Source organism: Tsukamurella sp. M9C (assembly GCF_020169415.1).
In the GTDB taxonomy this organism is placed as follows: domain Bacteria; phylum Actinomycetota; class Actinomycetes; order Mycobacteriales; family Mycobacteriaceae; genus Tsukamurella.
Genome location: NZ_JAIULG010000026.1, coordinates 42,151 through 59,143, shown reverse-complemented (window position 1 = coordinate 59,143; position 16,993 = coordinate 42,151). Strand labels below are relative to the sequence as shown.

Here is a 16,993-nt window from a genome sequence, read left to right as displayed (position 1 = left end):
ACCTGACGCTGCGCCCCGGCGAGGTGACGTTCGTGGTCGGCGGCAACGGCAGCGGCAAGTCGACGCTGGCAAAGCTGATCTGTGGGCTGTACGCGCCGCGGATCGGCGAGATCCGCGCCGGCGGCGAGCCGATCGGCCCGCAGAACCTGGAGTGGTTCCGGCAGCACACCACCGCGGTCTTCTCGGACTTCCACCTGTTCGACGACTACCTCGGCCTGGCGGCCGACGACCTGGACGACCGGGTCCGCGGGCTGCTGCACGACCTGGAGCTGGCGCACGCCGTCACGGTGCAGGACGGGAAGCTCTCGACGCTCGCCCTCTCGACGGGGCAGCGCAAGCGGCTCGCTCTGCTGACCGCGCTGCTCGAGGACCGGCCGGTGTACCTGTTCGACGAATGGGCCGCCGACCAGGACCCCCGCTTCCGCGCGGTCTTCTACGACCGGATCATCGCCGACCTGAAGGCGCGCGGGAAGACGGTGGTCGTGATCACCCACGACGACCGGTACTTCGACCGCGCGGACCAGCTCGTGAAACTGGACTTCGGCCAGGTGGTCCCGGCGTCGGCGGCGATCGCGCGCGGAGTAACCTGATCCCTACCTATCAGTAGCTACGAAGGGGTTGAAGTACAACCATGGTTGACACCGCCCGGACATCCGTCGCAGGCCTCGAGGTCGCAACGGTCCTCTACGACTTCATCAACAACGAGGCACTTCCGGGCACCGGTATAGACCAGACCGCCTTCTGGGCGGGCGCCGCGCAGCTGATCGGCGACCTGGTCCCGAAGAACCGCGCGCTATTGGCCACCCGTGACGAGCTGCAGGCGAAGATCGACGCCTACCACGCCGCCGCTCCGGGCGAGATCACCGACTTCCCCGCGTACAAGCAGTTCCTCACCGACATCGGCTACCTGGTGCCGGTCCCCGAGGACCGCGAGATCACCACCGCGAACGTGGACACCGAGATCACCTCGACCGCCGGCCCGCAGCTGGTGGTCCCGATCCTCAACGCCCGCTTCGCGATCAACGCCGCGAACGCCCGCTGGGGCTCGCTGTACGACGCCCTCTACGGCACGGACGCCATCTCCGAGGCCGACGGCGCCGAGAAGGCGCCCGGCGGCAAGCCCGGCTACAACAAGGTGCGCGGCGACAAGGTGATCGCCTTCGCCAAGGACTTCCTGGACAAGGCCGTGCCGCTCGAGTCCGGCTCGCACGCCGACGTCGTCGAGTACCGCATCAACGGCACCGAGCTGCTGGCCACCGTCAAGGGCGCGTCGGGCTCCAGCGAGGACGCCTCGGTCTGCCTGGCGGACCCGGCGGCCTTCGTGGGCTACACCGGCGAGAAGGACGCCCCGTCGGGCATCCTGCTGCGCCACAACGGCCTCCACCTGGAGATCCAGATCGACGCCGCCTCCCCGATCGGCTCGACCGATCGCGCGGGCGTCAAGGACGTGCTCGTCGAGTCCGCGGTCACCACGATCATGGACTTCGAGGACTCGGTCGCGGCCGTCGACGCCGACGACAAGGTCGTGGGCTACCGCAACTGGCTGGGCCTGAACAAGGGCGACCTCGCGGAGGAGGTCAGCAAGGGCGGCAAGACCTTCACCCGCACGCTGAACCCGGACCGCGTCTACACCGCCGTCGACGGCTCCGAGCTGGTGCTGCACGGCCGCTCGCTGCTGTTCGTCCGCAACGTGGGCCACCTGATGACCACCGACGCGATCCTCCTGAACGGCGAGGAGATCGGCGAGGGCATCCTCGACGGCATCGTCACCTCGCTCATCGCGATCCACGGCCTCTCGGGCGACATCCGCAACTCGCGCACCGGCTCGGTGTACATCGTGAAGCCGAAGATGCACGGCCCCGACGAGGTGGCCTTCGCCGCGGAGATCTTCGCCCGCGTCGAGCAGCTGCTGGGCCTGCCCGCGCTCACCCTCAAGGTCGGCATCATGGACGAGGAGCGCCGCACGTCGGTGAACCTCAAGGCCGCGATCGCCGCCGCGAACGACCGCGTCGTGTTCATCAACACCGGTTTCCTGGACCGCACCGGCGACGAGATCCACACGTCGATGGTCGCGGGTCCGATCGTCCGCAAGGGCCAGCTCAAGGGCCAGACCTGGTACCCCGCGTACGAGGACAGCAACGTCGACATCGGCCTGCACGCGGGCCTGCAGCACAAGGCGCAGGTCGGCAAGGGCATGTGGGCCATGCCCGACCTGATGGCCGCGATGCTCGAGCAGAAGATCGCCCAGCCCAAGGCCGGCGCGACCACCGCGTGGGTGCCCTCGCCCACCGCCGCGACCCTGCACGCCCTGCACTACCACCTGGTGGACGTGTTCGAGGTGCAGAACGAGATCGCCAAGCGCGATCCCGCGTCGGTCGACGACATCCTCACCATCCCGCTCGCGCCGAACGCGAACTGGTCGGAGGAGGAGAAGCGCGAGGAGCTCGACGAGAGCGCCCAGTCGATCCTCGGCTACGTCGTCCGCTGGATCGACGCGGGCGTCGGCTGCTCGAAGGTGCCGGACATCCACGACGTGGCCCTCATGGAGGACCGCGCGACCCTGCGCATCTCCTCGCAGCTGCTCGCGAACTGGCTGCGCCACGGCGTCGTCACCGAGGCCGAGGTCATCGAGGCGCTCAAGCGCATGGCTCCGGTCGTCGACCAGCAGAACGCCGGCGATCCGACGTACCGCCCGCTCGCGCCGGACTTCGACACCAACATCGCCTTCCAGGCGGCGAAGGACCTGGTCCTGCTGGGCGGCACGCAGCCGAACGGCTACACCGAGCCGATCCTGCACGCGCGTCGCCGCGAGTTCAAGGCCGCGAACAGCTGAGCAGCGCAGCCGAGACCGACGCTGTGCCGGACTCTGGGCCGGTCGTGATCGAAGCCGATCGCGACCGGCCCGGTGCGTTCACGGTGCTCCTCGACGGGACGCCGCAGAGCTACATCGACACCGGCGACCCGACGAACCTCGTCTTCGAGTACGTCCGGCGCATCGGGCACGTCGTGGACCTGGTGCGCCCGACCGGCGAGGCCATCACCGCCGTCCACCTGGGCGGCGGCGGCTTCACGCTGCCCCGCTACGTCGCCGCCACCCGCCCCGGTTCGCGCCAGCAGGTGCTGGAGAACGATCGCGCGCTGATCGACGCGGTGCGCGCCGCCGCGCCGCTGCCCAAGCGCGAGCAGATCAAGATCCGCTGCGCCGACGCCGCGGTCGCCGCCACCGCGCTGCCCCCGGGCATGCTCGGCACCGTCGATCTGCTGGTCCTGGACGTCTTCGCCGGGGCCCGCACCCCGGCGGCTCTCACCACGCGCGAATTCTTCGCGTCGCTCGTCCCCTTGCTCGGCCCCGGCGCGGTGGTCGCGCTCAACATCGCCGACGGTGCGCCGCTCGCCTTCGCCAGATCCGTAACCGCGACCGTCGCCGAGGTCTTCGGCGGGCCTACCGATGGCTCCGTGGCGATCGCGGCCGAGCCGGCGGTGCTGAAGGGCCGCCGATTCGGGAACCTCGTACTGGTGGCGGGTGCCGTGCCGGATCTGCTGGAACGCGGTCTGGGGCGCCGCCTGGCCGGCGATCCGTTCCCGGGAACCCTGCTGGCGGGCGCCGAGGCGGCCCGGTTCGTCGCCGGGGCGAAGCCTTTCACCAGCGCGAACGCACAGGAGTCTCCTATGCCACCGCGCGGGCTCTTCGGGTAGGTTGCTCTCGATGGGATCACATCGTTCTGGAACCGGTTCCCGTGGCGTCGCGCGCTGGCTGATCGCCGCGGTGGTCGTCGTCGTCGTGATCGCCGCCGTGGCGGCCGCGATGGTGTGGCTGTCGGGGCGATCGGAGCAGGAGGGCCGCGACGCGGCGGCCTCGTGCGTGCGCGGCGACCTCGCGGTCCAGGTCGCGGCGGCCCCCGCCCTGGTCGGCCCGCTCCGCCGGGTCGCGGAGAGCTTCAACGCGAGCGGCGCCGTCTCGGCGGACTACTGCCCGAAGATCGAAGTGTCGGGGATCGACTCCCCCGTGGCGCTGGACGCGCTGACGGGAACCTGGGATCCGAAGCTGGGCCCCGCGCCGTCGCTGTGGATCCCCGAGAGCACGCAGTGGACGGCGCGGCTCGCGGCCGCCAAGCCGGCGGAGCTGTCCGGGCAGCCCACGTCGATCGCCACGTCGCCGGTGGTGCTCGCCGTGCGCGGGTCGGCGCGCTCGGCCTTCGACGGTGTCCGCTGGCTCGATCTCTCCGCCCGCCAGGAGCAGCTCCGGATCGCGCTGCCGACGGGGGCCGAGGCCGACGGGACGTACCTCGCCGCGCAGTCCGTCGCCGCCGCCGTCGCCCGCACCGCGGGCGCCGCTCTGTCCGACGAGGCCGCGAAGAGCCCGGTGGTCACCGGCTCGCTCGCCCGGTGGGCGAAGGACGCGCCGAAGTCCACCACCGCCGGCGCCGCCCTCGACGCGCTGACCAAGCCGGGCGATGCGGTGCGTGCCGTGCCGGTCACCGAGCAGCAGCTCGCCGCGTTCGCGCGGGGTCGCGGCAACGCCGCCCCGGTCGCGGTGTACCCGTCGGGCCCGACCGCCTCGGCGACGTACCCCGCGGCCGTTCTCGACCGCGAGGACACGACCGACGCGCACGATCGCGCCGCCGCCGACTTCGTCGCCTTCCTCACCCAGGGCGGCAACGCGAAGCCGCTGGCCGAGGCCGGATTCCGGGTCGTCGGCGAGCCCGCGCCGGCCAAGACCCCATCGGTCGAGTTCGGCACCGTCGAGCCCCTCGCCCCCGCGTCGAACGTCGCCGTCATCTCCCTTGCGGACACCCTGAACCGGCGGTAGCCGGGCAGCGAGATCAGAAGGGTGGCGGGCCGTCGAACGACGGGGTCCGGCTCGGCGACGTGGGCTCGCCGATCGCGGCGGCGAGGTGCTCCTCGACCGTGCTGACGGGCGTGTTCGCGAGGGCGAGGTCCGCCTCCATCGCGGCGACGTTGCGCTGCCGTAGGCGCTCGCGGCGCGCGTGTTCGCGCTGGAGGCGCGTCCGTCCTCCCGGCGGTGGGGCCTGTTCTCGGCGTTTCGATTCTTCGGCGCTATCGGGCAGGGTCCAGCGCACCCGCTTTAGGTCGGGGAACAGTGCGAGGACGGTGCCACTCGGATCGACGATGTAGCGACGCCCGTCCGCCGAGGTCCACAGGATCCGGCCGTCGGGCAGGCGCGCGTCGATCCACTCACCCGCGGTCTTGAGCTGATGGTGTGCGGTGCACAGCGGCTGCAGCTGATCCGCCGAGGTAGCGCCACCCAGCTCCGGGTCGCGGTGGTCGTACTCGCGCCGATGGTCGACCTGCGCCCGCGTCGCGGGACGGGTGCAGTAGGGAAACACGCACCGCGGGAACACCAGCCGCAGGTACCGCCGCAGATCCGCCGACGGCCGATACCCGCTGCTCCCCCGCGCTGACGCCACTGCACGGGCACCACCTGCATCGCGAGCGTCGACGTCGACGCCCACACCGGGGTCCGGCGGCGCACCCTGTGGATCGGGGTCGTCATCGGGATCGTCATCGCGGCGCGGAGGGGGTGGCGGACCGTCCGGTGGCGGGCAGTCGGGCGGCAGATCGTCGGGCGGACATCCACCGAACCAGACCCCGCCACCCTCGCCCGGGCCCGAATGACCTTCGAGCCGAACGACGATGTCCGCCCAGACTGCCGCGAAGTCCAATGTCCCGCGCGGGCCGTCGAAGCCCGATGCGGGAACAGAGGTTCGCTCGCGCTCCGTCGGTCCTGGTGGCAGTTGCTCCGCGATCGCCGATTCATCGATCCGTTGGCCGAAGGGGCGGATCCTCGCGTCCTCGCGAGCAGCGAGTTCGCGCGCGTGGTCGCCGGTGATCGGACCGTGCCCGACCAGATACCCGAAGCCACCTCGCGCATCGGTAACGAGCGCCGCCCCATGATCGGAATCGCCGTCCGGCGCAGAGAGGTCACGCTCGTTGATCACCACGTTGATCAACGTCACGAACCGGGTGATCACGCCGTCCGCGTCCGGCTCGCCGTGGAAACGCGCCTCGCGATAACGACAATCGGGCGTCTCGCATTCGCAGCCGAGGGTGCTGTATCCCCGGGTGAGCTGGACCCAGCCGTCGGCGCGGCGCTGTGCCGGCGTCCGCGGATCGGCGTCGCACACGGTGCCCGCGATGTGGTCGACCCGCGCCTCCACCTCGCGTACGTCCTCAGCCGGCATGAGGGCGAACACCGCGGCCATGCCGTCCTGCTCGGGACGGAAGCTCACCCTCCGGTCCTCGATCGCCGCGCGGCGCCGCCGTTCGGCCGCCTCCGCATCGATCTGATCGACGATCAGGTCGGCAGCCTCCCGCAACGCGGGGAGTGAGAGCACCTCGTAGTCCACCGTCAGCCGGTCGGCGAGAAGTTCGTCGAACCGGCGCACCTGCACCCCGTCGAGCGCCCGGGACCGATGCAGCGCCGCCTCCCCCGCCTTCGGCGAGATCACGTTCTCCCCGATCAACGCGAACACCTTGGGCAACCGCTCCACGAGGCCGATCGCCGTCTCGATCGCGATCCGCGCGGCCGTCGACCCCAACCGCAGCAGCGTCGAGACCTGCGCCTCCAACGCCACACCTGCCGCAGTGAGGCTCCGTCGGGCCTCCAGCGCCTCCGCGAAGTCCCCCGGCCGGGCCAAGTATTCCGCCTCGTCGTCGGCGTACATCACCCGATGCAGGGCGTACACGGCCGTCATCGTCCGGCAGTACGCGATGCTCTCAGACCGACGTTGTTCGAACAACACCTCCGCGACCGCACACTCCTGACCACCCGCACAGAGGAGCCCCGAGGGAATCATTTCCCCAGGTAGAGTGCTCAACCCGGCCGGCATCGTCATTCTTCGATTCTACGCTCGTTCGAACGATCACGCCATACTTGCTCGAATCTTGTTCGAACGGATGGCCGGTCGGCAGTACCGCCGCTCGAGCTCGCCGCGCGCGCCACCCGGAGTCCGCCACGGGCGGGCACCAAGCCGCATGGAGGTCTCCGAGCACGCCGGCACGCGAGCACGGTTTCGCCACATATGGGCCCCATCGTCTGGAATCGGAGCGATCGAGACCTCGGCGGCACCCCCGATCTCGGATACGGTGAACGAGGAACACAGCCGCGGCTGTCGCGGTGAAGCAGAGGCGACGGCGGTCAGCGGACGAGTCCATCGGAAGGTTGCATCATGGCGCTTCTCGACAAGATCAAGGACCTGCTCGGCAAGAACCCCGACCAGGTCAACAAGGTGATCGACAAGGCGGGCAGTGCGGCGAAGGGCAAGTTCGCCGGCCACGAGGACAAGATCGACCAGGCGGTGAACAAGGTCAAGGACGTGACCGGCGGTGCCAATCCGCCCGCCGGCGGTACGACGCCGCCCGCCGGCGGCACCACCCCGCCCGCGGGCGGCGAGGCCACTCCCGGCACGCCGCCCCAGGGCTGACTCCGATCGACGACGCGTGCCCACCTCCCGAGGGAGGTGGGCACGCTCGCGTCGCGGGACCGACGGGCCGTGACACGGGTTCCGCCGTAGGGTGTCCGACATGTCCACTCCCGATGTGCCGGACCGTCGGCTGAGTGCGTGGGCCGACACGGCGGTCGAGAAGCTGCGCACCGAGTCCGGAAGCGCCCTGCTGCTGGTCGCCGTCTCACTGATCGCGCTCCTGTGGGCGAACTCGCCGCTCTCCGACGACTACTTCCACCTGTGGGAGACGCCGATCAGCGTGGACATCGGCGACCTGCGGTTCGACATGAACCTGCACCACTGGATCAACGACGGCCTGATGGTCGTGTTCTTCTTCCTCATCGGCCTGGAAGTCCGGCAGGAGTTCGCCGTGGGTTCGCTCCAGGACCGCAGCAGAGCGATGGTCCCACTGATCGCCGGCCTCGCCGGAGTCGCGCTCCCCGCGCTGATCTACCTCGCCATCGCCGGCGGCACCGCACCGGCGGGGTGGGGCGTCGTCGTGGGCACCGACACCGCCTTCCTCCTCGGCATGCTCGCGATCCTCGGCCCGCGGATGTCCAGCCAGCTGCGGGTCTTCCTGCTGACGCTCACCGTCGTCGACGACTTCCTCGCCGTCGCGATCATCGGCACCGTCTACACCGAGGACCTGAACCTCACCGCCCTGGGCATCGCGCTCGCGGGCCTCGTCCTCCTGTGGCTCGTCGGGCGCAGCGGGCAGTGGCGCAGCGGCCCGTACGTCCTGCTGATCGTGGTCATCTGGGCGGCGACGATCAAGTCCGGCGTGCACCCCTCCCTCATCGGGATGGCCGCCGGACTCATGATCCCGTCGGCGAACCCGGACCGGGCGGACGTCGTGGCGGCCAAGCACGTCTTCCGCGACTACTGGCAGGCTCCCGCCGCCGGCGCGGCGCGGATCGTGACGAGCGGCGTGCGTCGCTCCATCTCCGTCAACGAACGGATGCACGAGTCGCTGCGCGGCGTGGTGTCACTGGTCGTGGTGCCGATCTTCGCCCTCGCCAACGCGGGCATCGACCTCCGCGGCGACGGCCTCGGCGACGCACTGCGCTCGCCCATCACGTGGGCCGTGGTCGCGGGCCTCGTGCTGGGCAAGTTCGTCGGCATCTCGGCGGGCACGTGGCTCTCGGTGCGCTTCGGGCTCGGGAAGCTGCCCGACGGTGTCGGACGGGGCAGTGTCCTCGGCGGCGCGGCACTGTCCGGGATCGGCTTCACGATGGCCCTGCTGATCATCTCGCTCGCCTTCGACGACGAACGGCAGGCCCAGGCGGCCACCGTCGGTGTCCTGATCGCGATGGTGCTCTCCCTGCTCCTGGGCTGGGCGGTGTTCCGGATCGCGCGGGTGCGGTGGGGCGAGACCTCGGCCGACCTGCCCGTGACGCTGGAGCCCGCGGTGCACGGCGGCGACCACGCGATCGGTGAGCCCGACGCCCCGTACACCGTGGTCGAGTACCTCGACTTCGAGTGCCCCTTCTGCGCCCGCGCCACCGGTATGGGCCGGGACCTTCAGGAGCACTTCGGAGACGACATCCGGTACGTGGTGCGCCACCTGCCCCTCGAGGACGTGCACCCGCACGCCTTCCGCGCGGCGATCGCGGCCGAGGCGGCCGCCCAGCAGGGCGCCTTCTGGCACATGCACGACATGCTGTTCACGCACCAGGACCGTCAGGAAGCCGAGGACCTCCGACGGTACGCCGAGGAGATCGGCCTGGACCTGGACCAGTACGACGCCGCCGTCGCCGACCCCGAGCTCGCCGAGCTGATCCGGCGCCATCAGCGCAGCGCGCACGACAGCGGTGCCCGCGGCACCCCGACCTTCTTCCTCAACGGGGTCCGGCACCGCGGCCCGCACGACGCGCGCACCTTGATCGCGGCGCTCGAGTCGACCGAGCTGGCCTCCGCCACGCGCCGGCGGTCCTGACCACGGTTCTCGGTCAGCGCGCGGATCGACAAGCCCCGCGTCCGGACGCACCGGTGCCGACGGGAACCTACTCCGCGAAGGCCTCGATCGGCGGGCAGGAGCAGATCAGGTTGCGGTCGCCGTAGACGCCGTCGATGCGACGGACCGACGGCCACACCTTCGCGCGCGCGCCGCCGGACGGCAGGCCCTGCGGGTAGACGGCGACCTCGCGCGAGTAGGGGTGATCCCACTCGGTCACGAGGCACTCCGCGGTGTGCGGGGCGCCGCGCAGCGGGTTGTCGTCCACCGGCCACTCGCCGGAAGCGACCCGCGAGATCTCCGCGCGGATGGCGATCATCGCGTCGCAGAACTCGTCGATCTCGCCGAGCGACTCGCTCTCCGTGGGCTCCACCATGAGCGTGCCCGCGACGGGGAAGCTCATGGTCGGCGCGTGGAAGCCGTAGTCGGCCAGGCGCTTCGCGACGTCGTCGATGGAGACGCCGGTCTCCTTGGAGATGCCGCGCACGTCGAGGATGCACTCGTGCGCCACGCGGCCGTTCTCGCCCGTGTAGAGCACCGGGAAGGAGTCGTTCAGGCGCGCCGCGATGTAGTTCGCGGAGGCGATCGCGGTGAGCGTCGCGTTGCGCAGGCCCGAGGCGCCCATCATCCGGATGTACGCCCAGGTGATCGGGAGGATCGAGGCGCTGCCGAAGGGCGCGGCCGAGATCGTCGGGCCGTTCCCGAGCGACGGCTCGAGCGGGTGCCCGGGCAGGAAGGGCGCGAGGTGGCTGCGGACGCCGATCGGGCCCACGCCGGGGCCGCCGCCGCCGTGCGGGATGCAGAAGGTCTTGTGCAGGTTCAGGTGCGAGACGTCGCCGCCGAACTTGCCGGGCCGCGCGAGCCCGACCAGCGCGTTCATGTTGGCACCGTCGACGTAGACCTGACCGCCGGCCTCGTGGACCGCGCCGCAGATCTCCCGCACCTCGTGCTCGTACACGCCGTGCGTGGACGGGTAGGTGATCATGATCGCCGCCAGCTCATCGGCGTGCTTGGCGATCTTCTCCTTGAGGTCCGCGGTGTCCACGTCGCCGGACTCGCGCGAGGCCACCACGACCACGCGCAGGCCCGCCATTACGGCCGACGCCGCGTTGGTGCCGTGCGCCGAGGAGGGGATCAGGCAGACGGTGCGGTGCGCGTCGCCGCGCGAGAGGTGGTAGTTGCGGATCGCGAGCAGGCCCGCGTACTCGCCCTGCGAGCCGGCGTTCGGCTGCAGCGAGACGCTGTCGTAGCCGGTGATCGCGACGAGCCACTCCTCCAGCTGGGCGATCAGCGCGCGGATGCCCTCGGTGTCCGCGGCGGGCGCGAACGGGTGCACCCGCGAGAACTCCGGCCAGGTGATGGACTCCATCTCCGCGGTCGCGTTGAGCTTCATCGTGCACGAGCCCAGCGGGATCATCGAGCGGTCCAGCGCGATGTCCTTGTCGGAGAGCTTGCGCAGGTAGCGCAGCATCGCCGTCTCGGTGCGGTAGGCGTGGAACGCCGGGTGCGTCAGGAACTCGGAGGTCCGGTTCTCGATGTCCGACGGTGCCGCCTGAACCGGGCTCGCATCGAACGCCGCGAGGACGGCGGCGACATCGGCCGCGGTCGACGTCTCGTCGAAGGAGACGGAGACGTGGTCGTCGTCCACGCGCCACAGGTTGTAGCCGGCGGCCTTGGCGGCGGCGAGCACGTCGTCCGCGCGGCCCGGGACCTGCACGAGCACGGTGTCGAAGAAGTCGGCGTGCACGACGGCGTCGCCGAGCGCGGCGGCCAGCGCCGAGGCGCGGGCATGCACGCGGAGCGCGATCGCACGCAGCCCCTCGGGGCCGTGGTACGAGGCGTACATCGCGGCGAGCACGGCCAGCAGCACCTGCGCGGTGCAGATGTTCGACGTGGCCTTCTCGCGGCGGATGTGCTGCTCACGGGTCTGCAGGGCCAGGCGGTAGGCGAGGTTGCCGTCGGCGTCGACAGAGACGCCCACGAGGCGGCCGGGGATCTGGCGCGCGTGCTTCGAATGCACCGCGAGGTAGCCGGCGTGCGGGCCGCCGAAGCCGAGCGGCACGCCGAAGCGCTGCGTGGTGCCGAAGCAGGCGTCCGCGCCCTGCTCGCCGGGAGGCGTCAGCAGAGTCATCGCCAGCAGGTCGGCACCGACGGCGACGAGCGCGCCGCGCTCGTGGGCACCGTCGATCACGGACTGCACGTCGGCGATCCGGCCCGAGGCGCCGGGGGTCTGCAGGATGACGCCGAAGAACTCGCCCTCGGGCAGGCCGGTGGTCACGTCGTGGACCAGCACCTCGATGCCCAGCGGCTCGGCGCGGGTCTCGATCACGGCGAGGGTCTGCGGGAAGACGTCGCGGTCGACGACCAGCCGCGGGCTCTTGGACTTGCCGGCGCGGCGCAGCAGGGTCATGGCCTCGGCGGCGGCGGTCGCCTCGTCGAGCATGGAGCTGTTGGCGATCTCCATGCCGGTGAGGTCGGAGACCATGGTCTGGAAGTTGAGCAGGGCCTCGAGGCGGCCCTGGCTGATCTCGGGCTGGTAGGGCGTGTACGCCGTGTACCAGGCCGGGTTCTCGATGATGTTGCGCAGCAGCACCGGCGGGGTCAGCGTGTCGTAGTAGCCGAGACCGATCATGGTGCGGTCCACGGTGTTGCGGTCCGCGAGGGCGCGCAGCTCGGCGAGGGCGTCGTGCTCGTCGATCGGGGCCGGCAGGGCTCCCAGGCCGTTATCGGCCTCCGGGTCCAGGATGGCCGACGGGACCGCGCCCCGGGCCAGGTCGTCGAGGCTGTCGACGCCGATGACGCGCAGGATCTGCTCGAGCTCGCTCGCGTCGGGGCCGATGTGGCGCGCGGGGAAGTTGCTCGCGGGAGTGGTGTCGGACACTGGGGACCTCCGGGCCGGGTGCCCTCTCCCTCAGTCGCCGGCGGCTCCAGAGGCGCCCAACCCACGTGGTCCTGGTGCCTGAGAGATTGACGGAGAGGTGTTGCTCCTTCGGCGCCCGTGGGCCCGTGCTCGACGGTGCCCGCTGGGCTCTCCCACGCGGTGTTGCGACGCAGGAAGATTCTAACGCATTTCAGCAGGACGCCCGTACGGTGAGGTCACGCCGGGAGCCGGGACTCCACGACCGCCATCGCGGCGTCGAGTCCGCCCAGCTCCGCCAGCTCCGCCGCGAGCTCCCCCGCCCGGCCCGTGAGCGCGAGCGCCGCGTCGCACGCGGCTCCGAGCGTCGTCCCCGAGAGCTCCTCCGGGATCGGCACGGCGATGCCGGCCGCCGCGAGCATCGTCGCGTTCTCGAACTGGTCGGCGGCCTGCGGCGCGGTCACGACGGGTGTGCCGGTCAGCATCGCCTCGCTCGACCCGCCCATCCCGGCGTGCGTGACGAAGACGTCGGTCTCCTGCGGCACCGCGACCTGGTCGATCCACGGATACACCTCGGCGTTCGGCGGCACGGCCCCGTCGCTGGCGGTCACCGTCGACGGATCCGTCCGGCCCCCGACCTGCAGGATCACGCGCCAGCCGGGCCGCTGCGCGGCGAGGTCGCAGGCGGCGCGGTAGGTCGCGGGCTGGTCGGTGAAGGCGGAGCCGAAGGAGACCAGGAGCGTCGTCCTGCGGCCCGTCCCGCCCGACGGTGCCGCGGGCACCTCCGGCAGTCGGCGCGCCGGGCCGGTGAACGTGTACCGCGAGCGGTCCACCCGGTCTGCGTTCGGCTGCATGGACGGCGCGATCAGGACGAGCGAGTGCTCGACGTTCCCGGTGAAGGCCAGCGAGTCCTCGTGGATCCCGTGCCGGGCGAGGAGAGCGTCCTGCCGGGCGAGCATGGCGACGCCGCGGGGGTCGGTGCGCAGCAGGGTGTGGAAGTCGGCCATGTCCTCCTCGTAGCCCTCCCAGGCCACGTAGGTCGGCGAGACCTGCAGGGTCGGGATCCCCCACGTGCGGGCCAGGACCACGCTCATGGCCCCGGCGATGTCGTAGAGGATCAGGTCGGGGCGGTCGTCCTCGTAGAGCGCGAACCACCGGGGCAGTTGGTTCTCGTACTCGTCGGCGAACAGGGTGAGCTGGTCGATGACGTCGCCGCCGTAGGCGTCGGCGTCGTCGGTGCCGGCGGCGTCGCCGATCTTCGGGAGCACGGAGTCGTAGGCGCGGAACTCGGCGCCGGTGGGTTCGATCGTCGCCCGCATGGACGGGTCGTTGGCGTAGGTCACCCGGTGGCCGCGCCGCACGAGCTCCGCGACCAGGTCCAGCGACGGGAGCACGTGGCCCGGGGCGGGGATGGAGAACATCGCGATGTGGGCCATGCCGCACACGCTAGGCCCCGGGACGGTGCCGGGGCGAACGACTTTCTCGAGGGCGACTATCCGGTGGCGCGGGCGCGGTTGCGGCGGCGCGAGGCCAGCTCGTCCTCGGGGGCGGCCTCGGCGGCCACGCCGTCGGCGCGCTCGCCGGGGAAGTCGGCGATGGTGCCGGTGAGCTCGCGCATCGCGCCGGAGACGGCGATGCCGAAGACGCCCTGGCCGTGCTGCAGGAGGTCGACGACCTCCTCGGCGCTGGTGCACTCGTAGACGGTGGTGCCGTCGGAGAAGAGGGTGATGCGCGCCAGGTCCTCGACGCCGCGCTGGCGGAGGTGGTCGACGGCGACGCGGATGTTCTGCAGCGAGATGCCCGTGTCGAGCAGGCGTTTGACGATCTTCAGGACGAGCACGTCCTTGAAGGAGTACAGGCGCTGGGTGCCCGAGCCGCCCGCGCTGCGGATGGACGGCACGACCAGCGAGGTGCGGGCCCAGTAGTCGAGCTGGCGGTAGGTGATGCCGGCGATCTGGCAGGCGCTGGGGCCGCGGTAGCCGAGCAGTTCGTCCGGGATGGTGTCGTTCGGGAACAGGCCCGGGGCGATGTCGTCGAGCGAGCCCTGGGTGCCCACGGCGTTATCCGCCTGCGGCGTGTTCTGCCCGGTGCCGTCCTGATCGGTCACTGCCGTCTCCCTCATGAGGTCCGTGCGCACTCCTGAGAGTACGCCTCCCGCGTGGAGGCCGTCGGTGTAATTCCCTCGGTGCCATTTCCGCGGTGTTCGGCGTGAACGCTAGGGCCCGGAGAGCGCCGAATCAACGCGACACACCGACACCCTCAAGTTGAAGTTGAGGTCGAGATCGAATCGTGACCTCCCGGCCCGACCCGATCCACCCCGGACTCAGGACTCGCCCGGCGCCTTGAAGTCGTCCGCGGAGATCGAATCGAGGAACTCCTTGAACGCCTCGACCTCCTCGTCGGCGGGCGGCTCCTCGCCGGATTCGTCTGCCTCCGAGGCGATCTCCTCGTCCGGGAGCAGGAGGCCCGCCTCGGCGAGCACCTCCTCCTCCGCGAAGATCGGGACCTCGAGCCGCACGGCCATGGCGATGGAGTCCGACGGCCGGGCCGAGACGGTCTGGTCACCGTCGAGCACGAGGTCCGCGAAGTACGTGCCCTCCTGGAGCCCTGTGATGCGCACCTCGGTGACCGAGCGCCCCAGGGTCTCGAGCAGGTCGACGATGAGGTCGTGCGTGAGCGGGCGGCGCGGCTCGACGCCCTGCAGCTTGATCGCGATCGCGGTGGCCTCGCCCTGGCCGATCCAGATGGGCAGGTACCGGGGGCCGGAGACCTCCCGGAGGAGCAGGACGGGATCGTTCTGCGGCGGGTCCATCCGGATGCCCGCGACGGTCATCTCGATCATGGTTCCAGCTTACCGGCGCGGCAGCGGGATCGAGCGCCGACGCCCGGTTCGGGAGCGCAGCGAGCCGCCCCCCGGGACGGCGTCAGCGCACCGCGTCCTTGACGGCGGCCTTGACCAACTGGGTGTGGAAGGTGACCGACAGGGCGGCCAGCTCACGCACCAGCTCGGCCGCGCGCTCGGCGGCACCCGCGTCGCCGCCGCGGGCGACGGGGTTGGCGATCTGGGCGATGAGGCCGGCCTCGCGGTCGGCCGAGGTCTTGAAGGCGCGCAGGTGCCGCGCCTCGAGGCCGTACTCGGCGAGGGCCTTGGCGGCCTGCACCAGCGCGACCGCGTCCTCGTCGAAGAAGCCGGCCTTGCCGGAGGTGAGCAGCGCCGAGCGCTCCAGCTCCCGCAGGAAGGCCTCGTCGGCCCCGGAGCGGGCGAGCAGGTCGCCGCGGCTGATCCGGGTCTGCCGGCGCGCCGAGAAGTCGGTGGCGGGCGCCGTCTTCGACGACACCGCGGCGAGCGCGCGGGGCGCACGCGGAGCGGGGCCCTCGACGGCCTCGCCCCGATCGTGCGCGTCCAGCTGCTCCTTGATGATCTTCAGCGGCAGGTAGTAGTCGCGCTGCGCGGTGAGCACGTACTTGAGCCGCTCACAATCCTTCGGCGAGAACCGCCGGTACCCCGACGGGGACCGGTCGGGCGTGACCAGTCCCTCCGACTCGAGGAATCGGATCTTGGAGATGGTCACGTCCGGGAACTCGTCACGAAGACGTTCGAGGACGGCCCCGATCGACATCGCGCTCGGGGCCGCCGGTTCCTGGCGTGGGGCCGTCACAGGGGTCAGCCGGCCGCCGGGACGAAGAAGACCAGACGGAACTTGCCGATCTGGACCTCGTCGCCGTGGGCGAGCGGCGACGCGTCGACCGGCTCGCGGTTGACGTACGTGCCGTTGAGGCTGCCCACGTCGACGACGGTGAAGCCGCCCTCGACCGAGCGGAACTCCGCGTGGCGACGCGACACGGTCACATCGTCGAGGAAGATGTCGCTGTCGGGGTGACGGCCGGCGGAGGTGGTCTCCTGGTCCAGCAGGAAGCGGGAACCCGCGTTCGGGCCGCGCTTCACCACGAGCAGCGCCGCGCCGGCCGGGAGGTTGTCGAGGCCCTGGACGGGCGCGTCGCTCTCGGGTCCGCCGGAGGCGTCCATCTCGCGGATGATGTCGGCGCGGAACACCGAAGTGGTCTCAACGGGGGCCGATTCGTTGCCCTTGTCGTTCTCGCTCACATCGCTCCTTCGTCAGTGATTACTGCACAGGTCTGTAGTTCACGACACCTGATGGACGTACGGTCCACGGTACCGCGCCCGGCGCCTCGGAGGCGGCCGGATTCGTCGGCTCTAAAGCCGTTCTAAGGAAAGGCGATCACGCCTCGGCGGTCAGCGCCTTGTACGCATCCGCGTCGAGCAGCTCGCCCAGGGCGGTCTCCAGGTCCTCGGGAGACGCGGCCTCGATCTCCACGATCCAGCCCTCGCCGTAGGGATCCGAGTTGATCAGGTCGGGGCTCGAGTCCAGCTCGCCGTTGATCGCGACGACGGTGCCCGACAGCGGTGCGTAGATGTCGGAGACGCTCTTGGTGGACTCCACCTCGGCGAACGAATCGCCGGAGGCGACCTCGGCGTCGTCCTCGGGCAGCTGCACGAAGACCACGTCACCCAGCTGATCCTGCGCGAAATCGGTGATCCCGATCCGCACCACGGTCTCGCTCTTCTTCAGCAGCCACTCGTGATCGGGGGTGTAGAGCAGTTCTCCGGGAAAGCTGGCGCTCAACGTGAGAATTCCTTTCGCGAGGGCCACGCGGGCTGCGTAGCAGGTTCAACTTAGTGTGCCGCACCGGTGT

General features: G+C 70.9%; 14 protein-coding genes and 1 riboswitch. Of the genes, 6 read left to right on the top strand and 8 right to left on the bottom strand.

The genetic code is table 11. The annotated features are described in order from the left end of the window. The 4 genes from LB823_RS14035 to LB823_RS14020 form a co-directional block, all read left to right on the top strand. On the top strand, positions 1–590 hold a 590-nt coding region (locus tag LB823_RS14035), incomplete at its 5' end, for an ATP-binding cassette domain-containing protein (RefSeq protein ID WP_224647848.1). 41 nt (positions 591–631) lie between these two features. Continuing rightward, positions 632–2,833, top strand: a complete 2,202-nt coding sequence (locus tag LB823_RS14030) for a malate synthase G (RefSeq protein ID WP_224647847.1) — start codon at positions 632–634, stop codon at positions 2,831–2,833. A 44-nt stretch (positions 2,834–2,877) separates the two neighbouring features. Then, a complete protein-coding gene (locus LB823_RS14025; protein WP_224647846.1) occupies positions 2,878–3,696 on the top strand; it encodes a spermidine synthase in 819 nt (272 codons plus the stop codon). A 10-nt stretch (positions 3,697–3,706) separates the two neighbouring features. Then, positions 3,707–4,810, top strand: coding sequence for a substrate-binding domain-containing protein (locus tag LB823_RS14020; RefSeq protein ID WP_224647845.1), 1,104 nt, complete (start codon positions 3,707–3,709; stop codon positions 4,808–4,810). 13 nt (positions 4,811–4,823) lie between these two features. On the opposite strand, the gene LB823_RS14015 is transcribed toward LB823_RS14020, so the two are convergent. After that, positions 4,824–6,857 carry an HNH endonuclease signature motif containing protein gene (locus tag LB823_RS14015; protein WP_224647844.1) on the bottom strand — a complete coding sequence of 678 codons (2,034 nt, stop codon included), beginning with the start codon at positions 6,855–6,857 and terminating at the stop codon, positions 4,824–4,826. A gap of 333 nt (positions 6,858–7,190) precedes the next feature. Here LB823_RS14015 and LB823_RS14010 point away from each other — a divergent pair, with 333 nt between their 5' ends. Both LB823_RS14010 and nhaA read left to right on the top strand, forming a co-directional pair. Further along, positions 7,191–7,445 carry an antitoxin gene (locus LB823_RS14010; protein WP_224647843.1) on the top strand — a complete coding sequence of 85 codons (255 nt, stop codon included), beginning with the start codon at positions 7,191–7,193 and terminating at the stop codon, positions 7,443–7,445. 100 nt (positions 7,446–7,545) lie between these two features. Continuing rightward, positions 7,546–9,402 (top strand): Na+/H+ antiporter NhaA, encoded by a 1,857-nt coding sequence (gene nhaA / locus LB823_RS14005; RefSeq protein ID WP_224647842.1) that lies wholly within the window; start codon positions 7,546–7,548, stop codon positions 9,400–9,402. 67 nt (positions 9,403–9,469) lie between these two features. Here nhaA and gcvP read toward each other — a convergent pair whose 3' ends face one another. The 7 genes from gcvP to gcvH form a co-directional block, all read right to left on the bottom strand. Then, on the bottom strand, positions 9,470–12,301 hold the full coding sequence (gene gcvP / locus LB823_RS14000) for an aminomethyl-transferring glycine dehydrogenase (RefSeq protein ID WP_224647841.1): 2,832 nt from the start codon (positions 12,299–12,301) through the stop codon (positions 9,470–9,472). A 56-nt stretch (positions 12,302–12,357) separates the two neighbouring features. Further along, a riboswitch (glycine riboswitch) is annotated at positions 12,358–12,466 on the bottom strand. 50 nt (positions 12,467–12,516) lie between these two features. After that, positions 12,517–13,713 (bottom strand): glycosyltransferase, encoded by a 1,197-nt coding sequence (locus LB823_RS13995; protein ID WP_224647840.1) that lies wholly within the window; start codon positions 13,711–13,713, stop codon positions 12,517–12,519. Between the two features lie 56 nt (positions 13,714–13,769). Further along, the gene (locus tag LB823_RS13990) at positions 13,770–14,399 is read right to left on the bottom strand and encodes a MerR family transcriptional regulator (RefSeq protein ID WP_224647839.1); all 630 of its coding nucleotides are present in this window, start codon (positions 14,397–14,399) and stop codon (positions 13,770–13,772) included. Positions 14,400–14,600: 201 nt separating this feature from the next. Continuing rightward, complete coding sequence (locus LB823_RS13985; protein ID WP_224647838.1) at positions 14,601–15,119, bottom strand: bifunctional nuclease family protein; 519 nt, start codon at positions 15,117–15,119, stop codon at positions 14,601–14,603. A gap of 82 nt (positions 15,120–15,201) precedes the next feature. Next, positions 15,202–15,897 (bottom strand): MerR family transcriptional regulator, encoded by a 696-nt coding sequence (locus tag LB823_RS13980; protein WP_224647853.1) that lies wholly within the window; start codon positions 15,895–15,897, stop codon positions 15,202–15,204. A 44-nt stretch (positions 15,898–15,941) separates the two neighbouring features. Further along, positions 15,942–16,382, bottom strand: a complete 441-nt coding sequence (locus LB823_RS13975; protein ID WP_224647837.1) for an FHA domain-containing protein — start codon at positions 16,380–16,382, stop codon at positions 15,942–15,944. Positions 16,383–16,518: 136 nt separating this feature from the next. Continuing rightward, complete coding sequence (gene gcvH / locus LB823_RS13970; RefSeq protein ID WP_224647836.1) at positions 16,519–16,923, bottom strand: glycine cleavage system protein GcvH; 405 nt, start codon at positions 16,921–16,923, stop codon at positions 16,519–16,521. Positions 16,924–16,993 lie beyond the last annotated feature (70 nt).

Excerpts from the sequence above, each read along its gene's own strand:
- LB823_RS14030 (WP_224647847.1), top strand. The coding sequence starts at position 632 with ATGGTTGACACCGCCCGGACATCCGTCGCAGGCCTCGAGGTCGCAACG.
- LB823_RS14020 (WP_224647845.1), top strand. The coding sequence starts at position 3,707 with ATGGGATCACATCGTTCTGGAACCGGTTCCCGTGGCGTCGCGCGCTGG.
- LB823_RS14015 (WP_224647844.1), bottom strand. The coding sequence starts at position 6,857 with ATGACGATGCCGGCCGGGTTGAGCACTCTACCTGGGGAAATGATTCCC.
- LB823_RS14010 (WP_224647843.1), top strand. The coding sequence starts at position 7,191 with ATGGCGCTTCTCGACAAGATCAAGGACCTGCTCGGCAAGAACCCCGAC.
- nhaA (WP_224647842.1), top strand. The coding sequence starts at position 7,546 with ATGTCCACTCCCGATGTGCCGGACCGTCGGCTGAGTGCGTGGGCCGAC.
- LB823_RS13995 (WP_224647840.1), bottom strand. The coding sequence starts at position 13,713 with ATGGCCCACATCGCGATGTTCTCCATCCCCGCCCCGGGCCACGTGCTC.
- LB823_RS13990 (WP_224647839.1), bottom strand. The coding sequence starts at position 14,399 with ATGAGGGAGACGGCAGTGACCGATCAGGACGGCACCGGGCAGAACACG.
- LB823_RS13985 (WP_224647838.1), bottom strand. The coding sequence starts at position 15,119 with ATGATCGAGATGACCGTCGCGGGCATCCGGATGGACCCGCCGCAGAAC.
- LB823_RS13980 (WP_224647853.1), bottom strand. The coding sequence starts at position 15,897 with ATGTCGATCGGGGCCGTCCTCGAACGTCTTCGTGACGAGTTCCCGGAC.